This is a genomic window from Xanthomarina gelatinilytica (genome assembly GCF_000348685.1).
Taxonomy (GTDB): Bacteria; Bacteroidota; Bacteroidia; order Flavobacteriales; family Flavobacteriaceae; genus Xanthomarina; species Xanthomarina gelatinilytica.
The window spans coordinates 56415-76168 of the sequence record NZ_ANLA01000019.1 but is presented as its reverse complement, the minus strand read 5'-3'; the positions used below and the strand labels follow the sequence as shown (position 1 = coordinate 76168).

Genomic DNA, 19754 nt, shown 5'->3' with positions numbered 1-19754 from the left:
ATTTTATGTCAAGGAGTAAAATTCTATAATTTGCAAGTTCGCAAAGAGCTATTTGGAAAGTAATAATCATCTGAGTAAAAAAATAAATCATTTTATATGTTAACAGTTTCTAATTTATCTGTACAGTTTGGAAAACGTGTTCTTTTTGATGAAGTGAACACTACGTTTCATCAAGGTAATTGCTATGGAATTATAGGTGCCAATGGCGCAGGGAAATCTACCTTTTTAAAGATTCTAGCTGGAAAACAGGACCCAACGTCTGGTCATGTGCATTTAGAACCTGGAAAACGCATGTCTGTTTTGGAACAAGACCATAACCTATACGATGAGCATACGGTTTTGGAAACTATTATTATGGGCAATAAACCCTTGTTTAAACTAAAAACCGAAATAGATGCATTATATGCCGATTATACAGACGAAAATGCAGAAAAAATTGGGGAATTGCAAGTGCAGTTTGAAGAAATGAACGGCTGGAATGCAGACAGTGATGCTGCTGCCATGTTATCTAACTTAGGTATTTCGGAAGATTTGCATTACACCCTAATGAAAGATTTGGATGGCAAACAAAAAGTACGTGTGCTTCTTGCACAAGCCTTATTTGGAAATCCGGATGTTTTGATCATGGATGAGCCTACCAACGATTTGGATTACGAAACCATTTCTTGGCTGGAAAACTTTTTGGCAAATTATGATAATTGTGTGATTGTGGTGTCTCACGACAGACACTTTCTGGATGCTGTTTGTACGCATATTTCCGATATAGATTTTGGGAAAATAAACCATTATTCCGGAAACTATACCTTTTGGTACGAGTCTTCGCAATTGGCTGCCAGACAACATGCGCAACAAAACAAAAAAGCCGAAGAAAAGAAAAAGGAACTGGAAGAATTTATCAGACGTTTCTCTGCCAATGTTGCCAAGTCCAAACAAGCAACCAGTAGAAAGAAAATGATTGAAAAGCTGAACATTGCAGACATTAAACGTTCAAGCCGAAGATATCCTGCCATCATTTTTGAAAGGGAAAGAGAAGCAGGAGATCAAATTTTGAATGTAGAAAACCTTTCTGCTTCCTTGGAAGGGGATGTCCTGTTCAGTAAATTGGACCTGAACTTGGTTAAAGGGGATAAAGTGGTGGTGTTTTCAAGGGACTCAAAAGCCACTACTGCTTTTTATGAAATATTAAACGGAAAAGCCAAGCCAGATTCTGGTACCTATGACTGGGGAATTACCACTACACAATCTTATCTGCCATTGGATAACAGCGAATTTTTTCAAAACGATTTATCTCTAGTGGATTGGTTGCGCCAATGGGCAAAAACCGAAGAAGAGCGAGAAGAGGTTTATATAAGAGGCTTTTTAGGGAAAATGATTTTTAGTGGAGATGAAGCCCTAAAAAAATCGAATGTGCTTTCTGGTGGTGAAAAAGTAAGATGCATGCTAAGTAGAATGATGATGGTTAGAGCCAATGTTTTAATGTTGGACGAACCAACAAACCACTTGGATTTAGAGAGTATCACTGCGTTTAACAACTCCCTTAAAAACTTTAAAGGCACTGTGTTGTTTTCTACCCACGATCATGAATTTGCTCAAACCGTTGCCAATAGAGTTGTGGAATTAACACCTAATGGCGTGATAGATAGATACACCACTTTTGATGAGTATATGCAGGATCCTAAAATCAAGGAACTGCGAAACAAAATGTATGCTGTAACGGTATAAAAACATGACAGAACAAAAGCTGTCACAGTTTTCAAGAATCTTTTAAGACCAACTTCCAAGTTTTGGAATCAAAATAAAATAAGGAGCCTTACAAACTGTGACAGATACCCAATATCAAGATTGGAGTTCAGCTGTAACACTTTCAACAATGGGAACAGCAGCATCCAACTCGTCTTCACTTACAAATATTTCCTGATATCCTGGTACAGAAGACCCAAATCCAGCCAATCTGCCAGATTCTGTTTCGTCTTTTACAATTGGACTAATGCCTACTGCATCCAGTTTATCCACGATAAGTTGTGCAATAATAAAACTGCCTGTATAAATTTTCACATAACTAGAATCCATAGCATTAAAAATTAAGAGTTTCTTAAAGATACAACATTAGTGTTTAAATAATAGTTAATATTTTTAAAATATATCTTGGGAATTACCATATCCAACTCAGGCTAAATTTAAAAAAATGAGCAAAATATAAGTTTGTTAAATTATATGATTATATTTGTTTATTATTAAATATTATAAATTATTACAATGAGTAAAGGAACAGTAAAATTTTTCAACGATTCCAAAGGATTTGGTTTTATAGTTGAAGAAGACACAAACAAAGAACATTTTGTTCACATTTCTGGTTTAATCGATGAGATTCGTGAAGGTGATGTAGTAGAATTCGATTTACAAGAAGGAAGAAAAGGAATGAACGCAGTAAACGTTAAAGTATTATAATATATATTTAACTTATTGAAGACATTAAAAAGCCTCGAAATTCGAGGCTTTTTTTTATGCTTGATATAAATGGTCTTTATCTAAGTTCCGCTCCAACTTCTTTAGCAAAATTGTCTTGAAGCTTGTTCATTATTTTATCTATTTGTTTATCTGTAAGCGTTTTATGTTCGTCTTGAAATGTAAAGCTCACTGCATAACTTTTCTTTCCTTCAGGTAAATTATTTCCTTGATAGACATCGAATAAATTTACGTTTTTAAGCAAGTTTTTTTCGGTGTTATTGGCAATTCTATCTATGTCCTCAAAGGAAACAGATTCGTCCAGCAATAAAGCAAAATCCCTTTTAACTTCAGGATATTTAGGTATGTTTTTAAACACTATGGTTTTATGTTTTGCAAGATCAATAACTTCATCCCAGTTAAAATCGGCAAAAAGAACATCTTGGGAAATTCCAAAATGTTTTAAAATGGATTTTTTCACCAAGCCAAACTCAACCACCTGCTTCTTCCCTATTGAGAATATGATGCCTTCACTAAACACATCGTTTTTAAAAGGTGAGGTCTTTGAAGCTGTTAGTCCCAATCGTTCCAACACACTTGTAACAATCCCTTTTAAATAGAAAAAATCTGAGGTTTGTGAAGTTACATTCCAGCGTTCGTTTTGCTTGTTTCCTGTAACAAACAAAGACAGGTGTTTAAGTTCTACCTTTTTGTTGTTGTAGTTATGGTAGGTTTTACCAAATTCAAACAATTTTAGGTCGTCTCTTTTTCTATTGATGTTATGGCTTACATTTTCCAATCCGGAAAACAAGACAGATTGCCTTAGCACACTTAAGTCATGACTTAAAGGGTTTAACATGGCCACATGATGTGCTTCATCTAACTGTTGGCTTAAATTAGAATAATCTGGAGACGTTAAAGAGTTTGTAAGTGTTTCGAAAAAGCCTTGGGATGCCAATTGGTTACCAATGATGTTTTGCAGTTTATAATCTTCAAATCTGGAGGTATTGGAAATAGAAGCATTCAGTTTTTCGGTAGTCTTTATATTGTTATAACCATATACCCTTAATATTTCCTCTATAATATCGGCTTCGCGTTGTACATCGTTTCTGTAAGCTGGAACTGTTAGCCCCAAACCTGTTTCGGTAACATTGTTTATCTTGATATCCAAAGACATCAAAATGCTCTTAATTATATCTTTTGGAATGTCTTCTCCAATAAGTTTTTTAGCGTTCTCAAAAGTTAATCTTACTTGAAAATCTTCGATTTTATTTGGATAAAAATCCACGATATCACTGGTAATTTCCCCTCCAGCAATCTCCTGGATTAACAAGGCAGCCCTTTTTAAAGCATATTCCGTAATATTAGGATCTATCCCTCTTTCAAATCTAAAAGAGGCATCTGTGTTTATGTTGTGTCTTTTGGCTGTTTTTCTAATACTTACAGGATTAAAATAGGCACTTTCCAGAAAAATATTGGTTGTAGTTTCTGTAACCCCAGAATGAATACCACCAAGCACACCTGCAAAACACATAGGCCCTTCGGTATTGCAAATCATTAAATCCTCTTGATGAAGTTCGCGTTCCAAACCATCGAGTGTGGTAAATTTTGTGCCTTGTGCCAAGGTTTTAACTTCAATTTTATTTCCAGTAATTTTTGCTGCATCAAATGCATGCAAAGGTTGGCCCAATTCGTGCAACACATAATTGGTAATATCCACAATATTGTTTTTTGGGGTTAGCCCAATGGCTTTTAATCTATTTTGCAGCCAGTTTGGGGAAGCTTCTACCTTAACTCCCGAAATGGTCAATCCGCAATATCTAGGTGCCAACTCTTTGTTTTTAACATCCACATCAATACGTAGAGTCCTGCTGTCCACATGAAAAGCACTTACTGAAGGTGTAATAAGTTCTAGATTAACATTTTTTTGCAACAAACCTGCTTTTAAATCGCGAGCAGTTCCAAAATGGCTCATGGCATCTGCCCTATTTGGTGTTAGTCCAATTTCAAAAACCTGGTCGTTTTCAACTTCAAATAGTTCTGCCACAAGTGTTCCTGGTTGTAATTGAGCATCCAAAACCATAATGCCTTCATGAGATTTTCCCAAACCAAGTTCATCTTCAGCACAAATCATCCCATGACTTTCCTCGCCTCGTATTTTTCCTTTTTTAATGGTCCAAGCTTCGCCTTCTTCAGTATATAAAGTCGTTCCGATAGTGGCTACAGGCACTTTCTGCCCCACAGCTACATTGGGAGCGCCACAAACTATTTGTAAAGGAGCACCTGTTCCAATGTTAACGGTTGTAAGTTTTAACCTATCTGCATTAGGATGTTGTACACAGGTTAAAACCTCACCTACCACAATACCTTCCAAACCTCCTTTTACAGATTGAAAAGCAACAACCCCTTCAACCTCAAGGCCTAAGTCTGTTAAAAGCTCGCTTATTTGTTCTGGTGTCCAAGTAGTTTTTATAAATTGTTTTAACCAATTGTAAGAAATCTTCATATTTGCTTTATTCTTTAAGAGGGCAAAGATAAAATATTGCTTTTTAGCATTCAAACAATGTCTCGAAAATTGTAGGGAATAAATGCTTTAAAATCTTAAGAACAAGTAAACCGTAATTTCATTAATTGAAACAAAATTGTTAAAATTTTAACAATTTGGCATTATTCTTGTGATAAACGCCTTACAATCTAAACCATCGCTTATGAAAACTTATTTACTTTCCTGCCTCCTGTTTTACGCTGTTTTTAATGCGTATTGCCAAGAAACCCTTTCGGAAAAATCCAACGACATCTTACTTGAAAACAATTACCTAACCACTATTGAAAAAGAAAAGTTCTTTCTCCACACCAATAAAACAACCTATTATACTGGTGAGAAAATTTGGTTCAAGGCATACATTGCTGAAGGTTCCAGCAACAAACCAAGCATGAACACCACCAATTTGTTCGTTAATTTTTATTCCCCAGAAAAAAAACTCATCAGCAGTCAACTTTTCTATGCAGAAGCTGGCTTCGCCCATGGAGAGATTGATTTAAATCCCGACTTGCCTGCTGGGACCTATTATATTGATCTGGACACCAACAAGAACAGGAATTTTAAAAGTGGGTCCGTTGTTCCCATCCAACTATTAAGCATCAATAACAACGAAGTTACAGAAGGCCCTTCTTATGATCCAACAGCAAATAGCCCTCAGGCAATATACGAGCCCAATTACACCATGGCCTTTTACCCTGAAAGCCAAACTGTATTAACTGACGAAATCAACACCATTGCCTTTACCATACAAAACAACCAGGTTCCCGTAAAAGCATCTGGAACGATTAAGGACGATGCCACGGGGGAAACCGTTACCAGGTTTATGAGCGATGTATATGGCATGGGCAAGTTCAACTTGCTTTATAACAGTAGTTTTTCTGCAGAAATAAACATCGACGGAATTGTAAAAAAATTCCCTTTGCCCATTGCAAGCCCTTTAGGGTTTATCATTCAAAAGAAGTTACAATCAACTGATGCCAATACAACTTCAATTTCATTGAAAACCAACAGTGCAACAGCATCAAACTACCATAATCAATCTTTAATTTTGGTGCTGCACAGAAACGGATTCACTAAATCCATTGCGCCTATTGAAATAAATAAGATTACAACCAATTACCAAATTAACTTTTTAAATGAAAATTTATTTTCTGGCATCAATACCTTGACCCTGTTCGACACAAACAACAAACCAATTTCTGAATATTCTTTTTGGAACGAACCCAAAAATATTGAGCTGGATGTTACGCAATTTCAAACCACTAACGATTCAATAACCCTTAATTTCAGTATGCTTAACAAACTGGCAGATGCCAATTTAAGTGTGTCCGTTTTGCCGGCAGCTACCATTTCTTATAATAACCAACATAACATCATCACTGAATTTCAATTAAAACCATACCTTAAAGAGACCGGGTTTGGCCTAGCGGAATACTACAACAAAACCAAGGGCAATAAACACAGCATGGATTTATTGATCCAGACTGCAATAAAAAACAATCAGTTTTTAAACAATATTAAAAGTGAAGATGAATTAACATTCAAACAAGAACATGGTGTAAAAATAAGAGGATCGATTAACTCTAAAGATAAAGACCTCTCTAAACATCAAGTCATGTTGTCTTCTACAGAAAACAACATCTTACTCATAAAACCTTTAAAAGGGGAAAAACAATTTGAATTTGATAGCTTGATGTTGGCACATCCTACTAAATATAAGTTGGCACTTTTAAACCATAAAGGAGAATTTGAAAAAGCCAGCTTTTACATTTATAAAGATTTCATTACATATCGTCCAGACAGTCTATTAAACAAGAATGTTCCAACTTATAACAAAGTTGGCTTTGAAACCGTTTATGAAATAGACGAAGAATACCTGCCTTTATTAATGGACGAAGAAGTTTTAGATGAAGTTTTAATAAAGTCTAAAATAGAATCTGATAAAGAAATCTTGAAAGAAAGAATTGAAAACAAAGTTAGATCTAAAGGGTTTACTAAAGTCCACATTCCTGATGAGAAAAGATTTGTTGGAGCTGATTTGGTTTTTTATTTAAGAACGCTTCCAGGTGTCAAAGTAATACAAGACACACGTTTTGTCTCCTTAGTAAATTCTAGAGGTCCTGGAGCTGGTTCACTTAAAAAAGATGGACAGCAGGAGCAGTATTTATTATATTATGATGATATTCCTATGAATGACCACTCAGAACTATTAGGCATTCAAATGTTTGATATTGCATCTGTAAGTGTAAATCCAACTGGTGCAGGATATGGCATTCAAGGTGCTGGAGGTGTCATACATATTTACTCCAAAACTCCTGAAATGATGAAAGGCATAGGAGAAATTACTAATCCAGATATTAAAGTAAGCGAAACCGAGTTTGGCTTTAGTCTGCCAACAGAAACTTTTAAAAATGCTGAAATTTATTATCCAAATCAATCTTCTGAAGAATTATATAGCAGCATAGATTGGGTGCCAAACTTTTATTTGAACGCTAAAACACCTAATTATTTAACCATAAGCACAAAAAAGCACCAAAACATCAAACTGTTTATCAATGGCATGAATGCCAATGGCCAATTGGTCTATAAAATGGTAACTATAAATAAGGAATCCAATTAGGTTAAATATTGCTCTAAATTCAAGCTATTAATAGCTCCATGTGATGCATGGGCAACCACCACTCCATTTTTAACAATGAGTAATTGTGGAGATTCGTGCATCACTTGAAACTTGTAGCCTGTTTCGTTGGAAACATCCCGATGATTCAATAAATCCAAATAATACAGATCCAAATCCGATTCTGTCAAGTTATAAGAGGCTACAAATTGCTTTAAAACCATTCTACTGATACCACATCGTGTAGAATGTTTGAAAATGACCTGTGTTTTGGTTTTTGATTTATTTTCAATGTCTTTTAATTGATCTACTTGTGTTAATGTCAGCCAAGGCAACACCTTTTCTTCTTTATCTTCTGAAGAACCACTAAATAAATTACTTAAAAATCCCATAAATTAAAATTTTGTCGTTTCCCAAACCTTTCAGTAGGCCATTAAGAATGGGAATCTAATTATTATTTCGTCTCAGTCGAAGCGAATAACAAAATCTTACAAACTGACTAAAAGTCATGCAAACACAGTGTTTTCAAGACATTTTGTCTTGCTTTGTGTATTGGTAAGATAATTGACTTATACAGAATGTAAACATAAAAAAACCTATTAACTTGTCAACAAGAACAACAAAGAAGAACAAATTAAGATTCCTCTTGTATTCCCAAACGACAATTAACTGAAAATAATATGAATTTAAATAATTATACCATAAAATCGCAGGAAGCCATTCAGCATGCACAACAGCTTGCTCAAGGCTATGGTCATCAACAAATAGAAAACGAGCATCTTTTTAAGGCCATTTCTGAAGTTGATGAAAACGTCATGCCTTTTATCTTAAAAAAACTGAACATCAACATCCCAGTTTTACATCAAGCTTTAGAAAAACAACTGGAAAGCTTCGCCAAAGTGTCTGGTGGAGACATCATGCTATCTCGAGAAGCTGGCAAAACACTCAATGAGGCTGCCATTGTTGCAAAAAAAATGAAAGATGATTATGTGTCCATTGAACATCTAATCTTGGCCATTTTTAAATCCAACAGCAAAATTGCTCAAATGTTAAAAGACCAAGGAGCAACAGAAAAAGCATTATTGGCAAGCATTGAAGAGTTAAGAAAAGGAGATCGTGTCACTTCCCAAAGTCAGGAAAACACCTATAATTCCTTAAACAAATATGCCAAAAACCTTAACCAATTGGCTAAAGACGGTAAATTGGACCCAGTGATTGGGAGAGACGAAGAAATACGTAGAATTCTTCAAATTTTATCCAGAAGAACCAAAAACAATCCCATTTTGGTTGGTGAACCAGGTACTGGAAAAACAGCTATTGCTGAAGGTTTGGCACATAGGATTGTAGATGGTGATATTCCAGAAAACCTAAAGGAAAAACAAATTTTTGCTTTAGATATGGGAGCTTTAATTGCAGGTGCAAAATATAAAGGTGAATTTGAAGAACGTTTAAAAGCTGTCATCAAAGAGGTTACAGAAAGCAATGGAGACATCGTACTGTTTATTGATGAAATCCATACACTTGTAGGAGCTGGTGGTGGACAAGGCGCTATGGATGCTGCCAATATTTTAAAACCTGCTTTGGCACGTGGAGAACTTAGAGCCATTGGTGCAACCACTTTAGACGAGTATCAAAAATACTTTGAAAAAGATAAAGCCCTGGAAAGACGTTTCCAAAAAGTAATGGTTAACGAACCAGATACCGAAAGTGCCATCTCCATTTTACGTGGTATTAAAGAAAAATATGAAACACACCATAAAGTGCGTATAAAAGACGATGCCATTATTGGTGCAGTGGAATTATCCGAACGCTATATCACAAACCGTTTTCTTCCAGACAAAGCCATAGACCTTATGGACGAAGCTGCTTCAAAATTGCGCATGGAAATCAACTCCAAGCCAGAAGAATTGGATGTTCTGGATAGAAAAATCATGCAGTTGGAAATTGAAATAGAAGCCATTAAACGCGAAAAGGATGAATCCAAGCTTAAAACCTTAAGATCTGATTTGGCCAATTTAAAAGAAGAGCGCAACGAGATCAATGCCAAATGGAAAAGTGAAAAAGAAGTGGTTGACAACATTCAAACCACCAAAGCAAATATTGAAGAATACAAATTAGAAGCAGAACGTGCAGAGCGCGAAGGAGACTATGGAAAAGTTGCCGAAATACGCTATGGAAAAATAAAAGAAGCACAAGAAACATTAGAGAAACTTCAAAAAGAGTTACAAGAAAACCAATCAGACAGCTCGTTAATTAAAGAAGAAGTTACCTATGATGATATTGCAGAGGTTGTGGCCAAATGGACTGGAATCCCAGTTACAAAAATGCTACAAAGTGAACGTGAAAAACTATTGAAGCTGGAAGACGAACTGCACAAACGTGTGGTTGGACAAGATGAAGCCATAGCTGCTGTTAGTGATGCCGTAAGACGCTCCAGAGCTGGTTTGCAAAACGCACAGAAACCAATTGGTACCTTTTTGTTTTTAGGAACCACTGGTGTTGGTAAAACCGAATTGGCCAAAGCACTGGCAGAATATTTGTTTAACGATGAGAATGCCATGACCAGAATAGACATGAGTGAATATCAAGAACGCCATGCTGTTAGCCGATTGGTTGGAGCTCCTCCAGGATATGTAGGTTATGATGAAGGTGGTCAACTTACAGAAGCTGTAAGAAGAAAGCCTTATTCTGTAGTGTTATTGGACGAAATTGAAAAAGCACATCCAGATACCTTCAATATCCTTTTGCAAGTATTGGATGAAGGTAGGTTAACAGACAACAAAGGTCGTGTGGCAGACTTTAAAAACACCATTATTATCATGACTTCAAACATTGGAAGCCATATCATACAGGAACGTTTTGACGCCACAAAAGACATAGACTCTGCTATTGAAGCTGCGAAAGTTGACGTCTTGGCCTTGTTAAAACAAAGTGTAAGACCAGAGTTCTTAAATAGAATTGACGACACCATTATGTTTACTCCTTTAACCAAAGCCAACATTAAAGATATTGTTGGATTGCAATTGAAAGGTTTAACAAAAATGCTGGCACAGCAAAACATAACGTTTGATGCCACTGAAGAAGCTATAAAATATTTAGCGGAAAAAGGTTATCATCCAGAATATGGTGCCAGACCAGTAAAAAGAGTCATTCAAAAAGAAGTTTTAAACGAATTGAGTAAAGAAATACTTGCTGGAAAAGTAACCACAGACAGTATTATTTTATTGGATGCGTTCGACGATAAATTAGTTTTTAGAAACCAAACGAACATAGTTGAAGAAAACTATTAAAAACATAAGTTTTTCATATAGTTAGTTAGTTGAAAAAGCAACGTAAATCTTTAAAAAGAGACACGTTGCTTTTTGTTTTTATAATTTAACTGAAATTTATTTGGTCACCAATCTTTTGGTATCTATTTTCTTACCATCCACATAAAGCGTATAATAATAAATTGCAGATTGTAAATTTGATTTAGACAAATCCAAAGTACCTTCTTCCCCAAATGTTGTTATAGGGAAGTTGTAGATAACTTGTCCCAAAGAAGAAGTCACTACAATTTTAGCCGAATGATACTTAACAGGTATAAAATACTTGATACTGGTTGTAGACTGAAATGGATTAGGCACATTTTGGTTTAAACGAATATTATTTTCAGTTTGCCCTTGCTCCATGATCCCTAAGGTACCACCACAGGCACAAGCCTCAATAGCTGCTACCCGAGCCAACAAATCATCTATCTGGGCTTGTTGAGCCACATTTTCAGCTTGCAAATCTGCTAAAACTGGTGCCAAATCCACATCTACGGAAGCACCATTTTCTATAGCTACGGTTAACGTGGTTCCAGACAAGGTGGCAGAAGTTAAATTTTGGTTGTCTTGGGCAGCATTCACCCACTCTGTCCCGTTCCAGTAGTATGTCACGTTTTCATCTGTATCATAAACCATCATTCCAGCTACTGCTCCACCAGATAAAGTGGTTCTTTGCGCCGTAGTCAACCTGTTTAATATCAAGCCTTTGTCTGTAGCTGAAAGATCCAAAGACGCATTCAAATTTGGGTTTTGCGTCCCCAAACCAATGGTTCCAGTAGCTGCAATAAATAATGAGTTATTAGGAGCTCCAGGCTTAATCTTAAAGGGCAATAAACTTCCGTTTGTTACATCCCTAACAAAAAAGTTTGTTTCGTTTCCTGCAACATCCCATGTTTGGGCTGTCCAGCCACTTGCTCCGTTTTGTTCTAAACGTAAAGTTGGTGAATCTCCATCTGTCACTTGTAATTCAACAACTGGAGAATCTGTTCCTAAACCTACATTTCCACTATTTCCAACATACAAGGCATTGGCACCAGCTCCTGCCAATATTCTAAATGGCATGTTTAAAGCCGTAGCATCTGTCACTCCAAAATAGTTAAGACCTCCATTGCCTGTGTCGTTAATGGTAATCTCCCAATCGTTTGCAGGGAAAGACCCTGCACTACTGGTATCGTCAAAAGCGATACGTAAGTTGTTTTCCATTAGCCTTATGGTATGAAACCCGAAATTTGGAGCATCTGGACAATCTATTCCTATACATTCACTCCCTTTAACAATAAGATCTTCATTATATACAAACCCGTTAACAGGAATGTCGGAATCAGAAATTTGCGCTTGAATGGTTACACTAAAACATAATGCAAAAAATAAAAAGTAATAGTTTAAATGTTTCATAAGATATAATTTATTGATTAATAGCGCTTGAAGATACTTTATATATTATCAATTAAGCTATACCACAGATAAAATACATGTTTTTTAGCTAATGTGACTCCTGGAAACCTACTGGTGTTTACAAAAAAAATAAAAAAACAATCGTTTTCCTGACTTAATATTATTGTATGGGCTTTAAATTAAGATGACACTTAGGTTGTATTAGATTGATTGGCTTTCTGGTTACAACAACCTATTTAAAATCCTTGATTTTAAACACTTAAAAAAAAATCATAACTTAGTATCAAATCCATTTACTTTAAACCTTTTACAATGGGAATGCTACATTATTACAACTATCCAGAAACCGAAATTTTTGTTTTTGATGAATTTTTAATTTGTCAAATACGTGAAGGCGCAGAAATTCATCCAGAACACAACAACAAGCTAAAGGAAGTGATACAAAAGCACTTTTCTGGAAAAAACATGGTGTATATTTCCAATCGCGTGAACTCTTATTCCGTAAATCCACTAACATACGTACATACAGAAAAAATCCCTAACCTCTTAGCCATTGCCATGATACCAGAAACCGAATTGATGAAAAAAAACGCAAAGTTTGAACGTGATTTTTTTGACAAACCTTATGAAATTTTCGACAACCTTAGCAAAGCCATAGAATGGGCTCATGCCATAGTTAAAAATTCCAATTAATATATGAAATAAAAAAAGCGGCCCATTTCCAGACAGCTTTTCTTAAGTAAATTATAGTTAGTTTATTAAAATTTTCTTCCAACACCAACACCAACAATAAAAGGATTGATATCTACTTCAACAGGTAACACAGCTGCTCCTGTGTTCACATCCACATCTGTAGAAAGCAATAGTTGTTTTAAATCCAGGTTTAAGAACCATTTGTCATTCAAGTTATAATCCACACCTGCTTGAAACGAAAAGCCAAAGGAGTTTTCGTAGTCCATATCTGCAACATCACCTTCATCTACACCATAAAAGATGGTATAATTAACACCTGCTCCAACATAAGGTTTAAAATCTCCTGCATAAAAATGGTATTGTAAATTTAAGGTTGGAGGCAATAACCATACGTGCCCTAAATCAACATCTTCAACATCCACATTGTGTTTGGTTGTTCCTAATATTAACTCGGCAGCAATATTTTTGGTAAAGAAATACGTAAAATCCAATTCAGGAACTACAGATGTAGAAATATCAACATCTGCTCCATCAATATTGTCACCTGGAGAAGGGATAACCGTAATTACACGAAAACGCGCTTGCCATTTACTGTAATCTTGAGAGCTTGAACTGGTTTCTTGTGCTTGGGCATTAAAAACAAATAAAAAAGCAATTAATGCGCTAAAAAATATTTTTTTCATTGGGTAAACTATTTAATTATTATTTACCTCAAAAATACCCTCTAAATGCGTCTTAAATGCTGACAAAAGTCATGTTCTGGAATTAATTTTCCTAATGAACTTACAATCACAAGTCTCCATCAAAATTAATCTTTAAATAAGTCCAATTTGTCATACAAATTGTCGTTTTTTTAGGTTCATTTATAAAATACGGAATTAAAACTCATAAATATTTAATAATTTTTTAGAATGCATGTTGTTAATATAACAGTTAATCGTATTTTTGTTACCACTTAACCTATAAATACATAATTATGTCCATTAATCAATACATAGACCATACCCTCTTAAAACCTACTACCACCAAAACTGATATTAAAGTCCTGTGTGATGAAGCCAAAGAATACAGATTTTACTCTGTTTGCGTGAATAGTTATTATGTATCACTTGCAAAACATTTATTAACCAGAAGCAATGTGAAAGTATGTTCTGTGGTTGGTTTTCCATTAGGAGCCATGAGTACCGACGCTAAAGTGTTTGAGGCCAAAAAAGCTGTAGAGGATGGTGCAGATGAAATAGATATGGTAATAAACATAGGCATGCTTAAAAGCAAGAATTTTGTTGCCGTTTACAAAGATATATGTGATGTAAAAATAGCAATAGGGAACACGCCTTTAAAAGTTATTTTGGAAATAAGTGAACTGTCTAAAAACGAAATTATCAGAGCTTGCCAGATTTGTTTGGATGCCAAAGCCGATTTTATTAAAACCTCAACCGGATTTTCTAAAAGTGGCGCTACCTTAACAGCTGTTAAGATGATTAAAAAAACTATTAAAAACAAAGCTAAAATAAAAGCTTCTGGTGGCATTAAAGACCACGAAACAGCTTTAAAATATATTGACGCAGGAGCAGATAGAATAGGTACCTCCTCTGGAATCAATATTGTAACAGAGAAAAAATCCACTGTTGAAAATACCGACTATTAAAACTAAAACCAACATGTTATGAGCGTACATATTGAAGCAAAAAAAGGAGAGATTGCAGAAACCATATTGTTACCAGGAGATCCTTTACGAGCCAAATGGATAGCAGAAACTTTTTTAGACAACCCTGTTTGCTTTAATAGAGTACGTGGCATGTTAGGATATACAGGTACATATAATGGCAAGCCTGTTTCTGTTATGGGAACTGGAATGGGAGTTCCAAGCATTTCCATCTACGCGCACGAATTAATAACCGAATATGGCGTTAAAAACCTAATTAGGGTTGGTAGTTCTGGCTCTTACCAAAAGCACATAAAAATTAGGGATATTGTTTTGGCTATGGCAGCCTCTTCCAACTCTGGTGTGAACGAATTACGTTTTGGTGGTGCAGATTATGCGCCTACGGCCGATTTTGGCTTGTTTCAAAAAGCCGTTGAAATTGCCAAAAAGAAAAACATTCCCTTAAAAGCTGGAAATGTCTTTACTTCCGATGAATTTTATGCAGACGATTTTGAATCCTATAAAAAATGGTCCAAATTTGGTGTCCTTTGTGTCGAAATGGAAACTGCTGGCCTTTACACGGTTGCTGCCAAGCACAATGTAAATGCACTCACCATATTAACCATTTCCGATTCTTTGGTAACTGGCGAACGTACCACAAGCAAGGAACGTGAAACCACTTTTAAAGAAATGGTTGACATTGCCTTGGAATTGGCTTAATGGGTTCTTGAAATAATATTATATTTGTGTTCATTCCATATCTTATGAAACACATCTCTTTTCTTGTTGTTTGTATGCTATTATGTTTTAGTTGTAATCAACAAGAACAGCCCATTCAAAAAACCGAAAACCCTATCGAAACCACAAGTTTATATTTTATTCGTCATGCTGAAAAGGACAGAAATGATCCTACAAACAAAAATCCACATTTAACCGAAGAAGGAAACGCTAGAGCTGAAAATTGGAACACTGTTTTACAAAACATCCCTTTGGATGCCATTTATTCCACAAATTATCATAGAACCATTGAAACCGCACAACCAACTGCTAGGAAGAATGGGCTGGACATCAACATCTATGATGCAGGTGCCATAGATACCGAAACCTTTTTAAGAGACAATCTTGGCAAGCATGTTTTGATTGTTGGCCATAGTGACACAACCCCTAAATTTGTAAATAGCGTTATTGGCAAGCAAATATATAGCGATATTGATGACAGCAACAACGGAAACATATATATCGTTACCATTACAGGAAACACCATAACCAATATGGTACTTACCATTAACTAACTTTTAAATTAATTCATCAACTTTTCTAATTGATTATTTACCTTTGTATGCTATGCAACAACACGTAAACATAAAAAACAAAAAAGCGAAGTTTCAGTATGAAATACTGGATAAATATACTGCTGGAATTGTTTTAACCGGAACCGAAATAAAATCCATTAGAAACAGTAAGGCTTCAATTGCCGAGAGTTTTTGTGAATTTAACGATCAAGGGGAATTGTTTGTGGTGAACATGACCATAGAAGAATATAAGTATGGTACACATTACAACCACAAACCCAAAGCTACCAGAAAATTACTTTTAAATAAAAAAGAACTCAAAAAACTGGAAAAAGAGGTCAATACTTCTGGATTGACCATTATTCCCTTAAACCTTTTTATAAATGATAGAGGGCTTGCCAAACTGGTTATCGCCTTAGCAAAAGGAAAAAAACTATTCGACAAACGGGAAACCATCAAAGACCGGGAAAACAAAGTAAGGTTGGACAGGATTAAAAAAAGTTTTAATTAAAACTGTTTTCTTTAAACCGGTTAACATTAACATTTAAAACACATTTCCATGAAACACATCATGCTATTTGTCTTAATGCTTGCTTTCAACATTACTATCAACGCTCAGGAAAGCACAATAAAATACGCCAAAAAAGTTGAAACACTAGACAGTACCATAGAGACGCTTTATGCTGTTATTTCTGGTGAAAAAGGAGAAACAAGGGATTGGGAGCTGTTTAAATACTTGTTCATGCAAAATGCCAAACTAATTCCTACTGGCAAAAATCAGGAGGGTTTTTTTGTGGCAAGGTATATGTCGCCTTCAGATTACATTAGCACCTCAGGATCCTGGCTGGAAGAGCATGGTTTTTTTGAAAAAGAAATCCACAGAACCGTAAACACCTTTGGAAACATGACCCATGTTTTCAGCACTTACGAAGCTTACCATAGCGAAGCAGACACAACACCTTTTATGCGAGGCATTAACAGCATTCAGCTCCTTTTTGATGGTCATAGATGGTGGGTTGTAAATATTTATTGGTCTCAGGAAACCGAAGAAAATCCGATACCGACAGAATATTTACCAAAAAATTAATTTTTGTCCTCCAATAAAGGCACAAATCTAAATTCACCAAATTCGTGTTTTTCAAATTCCTTGATGCCTTTTCGTATAAATAAAGTCATGATCTGTACCTCGTCACCTACAGGAATTACCAATCGTCCATCGATAGCCAGTTGGCTCAACAAAGGTTTTGGCACAAAAGGAGCACCAGCAGTCACTATAATGCCATTAAAAGGCGCTTCTTCTTTTAGGCCTTTGTAGCCATCTCCAAAAATAAGTTTCTTTGGTCTATAACCTAATTTAGGCAAGAATTTGCTTGTTTTTTTATAGAGTTCACGTTGTCTTTCAATGCTAAAAACAGAAGCACCAAGCTCAAGCAAAACAGCTGTTTGGTAACCACTTCCTGTACCAATTTCCAGAATTTTGTCTCCAGGTTTTACTTGCAGCAATTCAGATTGAAAAGCTACAGTATAGGGTTGCGAAATAGTTTGATCTGCAGCAATAGGAAAGGCTTTGTCTTGATATGCATGATCCAAAAACCCAGAATCCATAAATACATGTCTTGGAATTCTGCCAATGGCATCCAAGACGTTCTCATCCTTAATGCCTTTAGCCTTAATGGTTTCAACAAGTTGCTGCCGCAATCCTTTATGTTTAAAAGTATCTTTCAATGGTAGGTTCAATTTCAAGGCTAAAATAATTCAATAAGCAACAAGTTCAAAGCATAAATATTTAAATGTTTTTAATTAATGGGATTTAGTTTTTGGAATTTGGGATTTGAAATTCGTAATTTCTAAAAGTAAAATCTTATTTTTGTTGAAAACGTAAAAACATGCTAAAAGCTGGAGTTCTAGGTGCTGGTCATCTTGGAAAAATTCATTTAAGGCTTCTCAATCAATCTGAAAAATATGACCTTGTTGGTTTTTATGATTCAGACGAAGCCAATGCTAAAAAAATTGAAGCTGAATTTGGCTATAAATATTTCAATTCTATAGATAATTTAATTGATGCTGTAGATATGGTGGACATTGTTACACCTACGCTTTCGCATTACGAGTGTGCCAAAAAAGCCATCGCCAAAGGCAAACATATTTTTATAGAGAAACCCATTACCAATACGGTTGAAGAAGCAGAACATATTAGGGAGCTTTTGGCACAACACAACATTCGTGGACAAGTGGGCCATGTAGAAAGGTTCAACCCTGCCTATTTAGCTGTAAAAGACCAGATAGTCAACCCCATGTTTATAGAAACCCATAGGTTGGCAGAGTTTAACCCTCGTGGCACAGATGTACCAGTGGTTTTGGATTTAATGATACACGATATTGACATTATTTTAAGTGTGGTAAAATCCAAGGTTAAGAACGTGTATGCAAGTGGTGTATCGGTAATTAGCGACACGCCAGATATAGCGAACGCCAGATTGGAATTTGAAAATGGATGCGTTGCCAATTTAACAGCTAGCAGAATTTCATTAAAAAACATGCGTAAATCGCGTTTTTTTCAAAAAGATGCCTATATCTCAGTAGATTTTTTAGAGAAAAAATGCGAAGTGGTCAAAATGAAGGATGCTCCTAAAAATCCTGGAGATTTCGATATGATTTTGCAAAACGCAGAGGGTGTAAAAAAGCAGATATATTTTGACAATCCTGAAATAGCTAACAACAATGCTATTTTAGACGAATTGAATTCTTTTGCTGAAGCTATAAACAATAACAGATCGCCAATAGTTACCCTACATGATGGCACAGAGGCCTTGCGTGTGGCAACCATGATAATTGATCAATTTTAAAAACGTTTACAAGCACAGTATACAGTTTTCACTCAAATTTTAACTTTTAAATATTAATTTTTAATTCAAAACATGAAAAACGTAGCAGTAATAGGAGCTGGAACCATGGGAAATGGGATTGCGCATACTTTTGCACAAAGTGGATTTAAAGTTCAACTTATAGATATTAGTGAAGCGTCCTTAAAAAGAGGCATGGATACCATCTCCAAAAATTTGGATAGAATGGTAGCCAAAGATAAAATTACAGAAGCAGATAAAGCTGAAACTCTTGGCAACATTACAACATATACAAGTATTCCTGAAGGTGTGGAATATGCCAGTTTGGTGGTAGAAGCAGCCACAGAAAACATAGACTTAAAGCTAAAGATTTTTAAACAATTGGACGAGGCCTGTCCAGAGGATACTATTTTAGCAAGTAACACATCCTCTATTTCCATTACACAAATAGCAGCTGCCACTTCCAGACCGGAAATGGTAATAGGTATGCACTTTATGAATCCTGTTCCAATTATGAAATTGGTTGAGATTATTCGTGGTTATAATACCAGTAACGAAGTAACCAGCACCATTATGGACTTGTCCAAGCAGTTAGGAAAAGTTCCAACAGAAGTGAACGATTATCCTGGTTTTGTGGCCAATAGAATTTTAATGCCCATGCTAAACGAAGCCATAGAAACACTTTACAATGGTGTGGCTGGAGTTGAAGAAATTGATACCGTTATGAAACTTGGTATGGCACACCCAATGGGTCCATTGCAGTTGGCAGATTTTATAGGATTAGATATTTGTTTATCTATTTTAAATGTGATGTACGATGGTTTTAAAAACCCAAAATATGCACCTTGTCCTTTATTGGTAAACATGGTTATGGCAGGAAAACTGGGTGTCAAATCTGGAGAAGGTTTTTACGATTATTCTGAAAGCAGAAAGGCAGATAAAGTCTCTTCACAATTTTTAAAGTAAAATAATGC

Annotated in this window: 18 protein-coding genes; 12 read left to right on the top strand and 6 right to left on the bottom strand. The window is 35.5% G+C overall.

Features of this window, described 5'->3' with window-relative positions:
- Nucleotides 1-96 precede the first annotated feature (96 nt).
- Nucleotides 97-1722 (top strand): ABC-F family ATP-binding cassette domain-containing protein, encoded by a 1626-nt coding sequence (locus D778_RS11805; RefSeq protein WP_007650987.1) that lies wholly within the window; start codon nt 97-99, stop codon nt 1720-1722.
- A gap of 114 nt (nt 1723-1836) precedes the next feature.
- On the opposite strand, the gene D778_RS11800 is transcribed toward D778_RS11805, so the two are convergent.
- The gene (locus D778_RS11800) at nt 1837-2070 is read right to left on the bottom strand and encodes a putative signal transducing protein (protein ID WP_007650986.1); all 234 of its coding nucleotides are present in this window, start codon (nt 2068-2070) and stop codon (nt 1837-1839) included.
- A 186-nt stretch (nt 2071-2256) separates the two neighbouring features.
- Between D778_RS11800 and D778_RS11795 the strand changes: the two genes are divergently transcribed.
- Entirely contained in the window at nt 2257-2448 is a 192-nt protein-coding gene (locus D778_RS11795) for a cold-shock protein (protein ID WP_007650984.1), read from the top strand.
- Nucleotides 2449-2524: 76 nt separating this feature from the next.
- On the opposite strand, the gene pheT is transcribed toward D778_RS11795, so the two are convergent.
- Nucleotides 2525-4951, bottom strand: coding sequence for a phenylalanine--tRNA ligase subunit beta (gene pheT / locus D778_RS11790; protein ID WP_007650982.1), 2427 nt, complete (start codon nt 4949-4951; stop codon nt 2525-2527).
- 202 nt (nt 4952-5153) lie between these two features.
- Between pheT and D778_RS14700 the strand changes: the two genes are divergently transcribed.
- The gene (locus D778_RS14700; protein WP_007650980.1) at nt 5154-7607 is read left to right on the top strand and encodes a hypothetical protein; all 2454 of its coding nucleotides are present in this window, start codon (nt 5154-5156) and stop codon (nt 7605-7607) included.
- On the opposite strand, the gene ytxJ is transcribed toward D778_RS14700, so the two are convergent.
- Complete coding sequence (ytxJ, locus tag D778_RS11780; RefSeq protein WP_007650972.1) at nt 7604-7996, bottom strand: bacillithiol system redox-active protein YtxJ; 393 nt, start codon at nt 7994-7996, stop codon at nt 7604-7606. The two genes, D778_RS14700 and ytxJ, sit on opposite strands and share 4 nt — an antisense overlap.
- A gap of 288 nt (nt 7997-8284) precedes the next feature.
- On the opposite strand from ytxJ, the gene clpB reads away from it, so the two are divergent.
- Nucleotides 8285-10894, top strand: a complete 2610-nt coding sequence (gene clpB / locus D778_RS11775) for an ATP-dependent chaperone ClpB (protein WP_007650971.1) — start codon at nt 8285-8287, stop codon at nt 10892-10894.
- Between the two features lie 96 nt (nt 10895-10990).
- Here the strand turns inward: clpB and D778_RS14245 are convergent, their stop codons facing one another.
- Complete coding sequence (locus D778_RS14245; protein ID WP_007650969.1) at nt 10991-12307, bottom strand: T9SS type A sorting domain-containing protein; 1317 nt, start codon at nt 12305-12307, stop codon at nt 10991-10993.
- A gap of 318 nt (nt 12308-12625) precedes the next feature.
- Here D778_RS14245 and D778_RS11765 point away from each other — a divergent pair, with 318 nt between their 5' ends.
- Nucleotides 12626-13000, top strand: coding sequence for a hypothetical protein (locus D778_RS11765; protein WP_238307675.1), 375 nt, complete (start codon nt 12626-12628; stop codon nt 12998-13000).
- 65 nt (nt 13001-13065) lie between these two features.
- Here the strand turns inward: D778_RS11765 and D778_RS11760 are convergent, their stop codons facing one another.
- Nucleotides 13066-13683, bottom strand: a complete 618-nt coding sequence (locus tag D778_RS11760) for an OmpW/AlkL family protein (RefSeq protein ID WP_007650965.1) — start codon at nt 13681-13683, stop codon at nt 13066-13068.
- A gap of 293 nt (nt 13684-13976) precedes the next feature.
- Between D778_RS11760 and deoC the strand changes: the two genes are divergently transcribed.
- From deoC to D778_RS11735, 5 genes are read left to right on the top strand one after another with little or no spacing between them, the layout of a single operon-like run.
- Complete coding sequence (gene deoC / locus D778_RS11755) at nt 13977-14648, top strand: deoxyribose-phosphate aldolase (protein WP_007650963.1); 672 nt, start codon at nt 13977-13979, stop codon at nt 14646-14648.
- An 18-nt stretch (nt 14649-14666) separates the two neighbouring features.
- Nucleotides 14667-15365, top strand: a complete 699-nt coding sequence (gene deoD, locus D778_RS11750; protein WP_007650961.1) for a purine-nucleoside phosphorylase — start codon at nt 14667-14669, stop codon at nt 15363-15365.
- A gap of 44 nt (nt 15366-15409) precedes the next feature.
- Nucleotides 15410-15937, top strand: a complete 528-nt coding sequence (locus D778_RS11745) for a SixA phosphatase family protein (protein ID WP_040492355.1) — start codon at nt 15410-15412, stop codon at nt 15935-15937.
- Nucleotides 15938-15989: 52 nt separating this feature from the next.
- On the top strand, nt 15990-16448 hold the full coding sequence (gene smpB / locus D778_RS11740; protein ID WP_007650943.1) for an SsrA-binding protein SmpB: 459 nt from the start codon (nt 15990-15992) through the stop codon (nt 16446-16448).
- A 48-nt stretch (nt 16449-16496) separates the two neighbouring features.
- Complete coding sequence (locus D778_RS11735) at nt 16497-17024, top strand: hypothetical protein (RefSeq protein ID WP_007650940.1); 528 nt, start codon at nt 16497-16499, stop codon at nt 17022-17024.
- Here the strand turns inward: D778_RS11735 and D778_RS11730 are convergent.
- Nucleotides 17021-17662, bottom strand: a complete 642-nt coding sequence (locus tag D778_RS11730; protein WP_007650938.1) for a protein-L-isoaspartate(D-aspartate) O-methyltransferase — start codon at nt 17660-17662, stop codon at nt 17021-17023. The two genes, D778_RS11735 and D778_RS11730, sit on opposite strands and share 4 nt — an antisense overlap.
- A gap of 161 nt (nt 17663-17823) precedes the next feature.
- Here D778_RS11730 and D778_RS11725 point away from each other — a divergent pair, with 161 nt between their 5' ends.
- Nucleotides 17824-18783: a Gfo/Idh/MocA family protein gene (locus tag D778_RS11725; RefSeq protein WP_007650935.1), complete on the top strand. Its 960-nt coding sequence runs from the start codon at nt 17824-17826 to the stop codon at nt 18781-18783.
- 72 nt (nt 18784-18855) lie between these two features.
- The gene (locus D778_RS11720; RefSeq protein WP_007650933.1) at nt 18856-19746 is read left to right on the top strand and encodes a 3-hydroxyacyl-CoA dehydrogenase family protein; all 891 of its coding nucleotides are present in this window, start codon (nt 18856-18858) and stop codon (nt 19744-19746) included.
- Nucleotides 19747-19754: the final 8 nt, after the last annotated feature.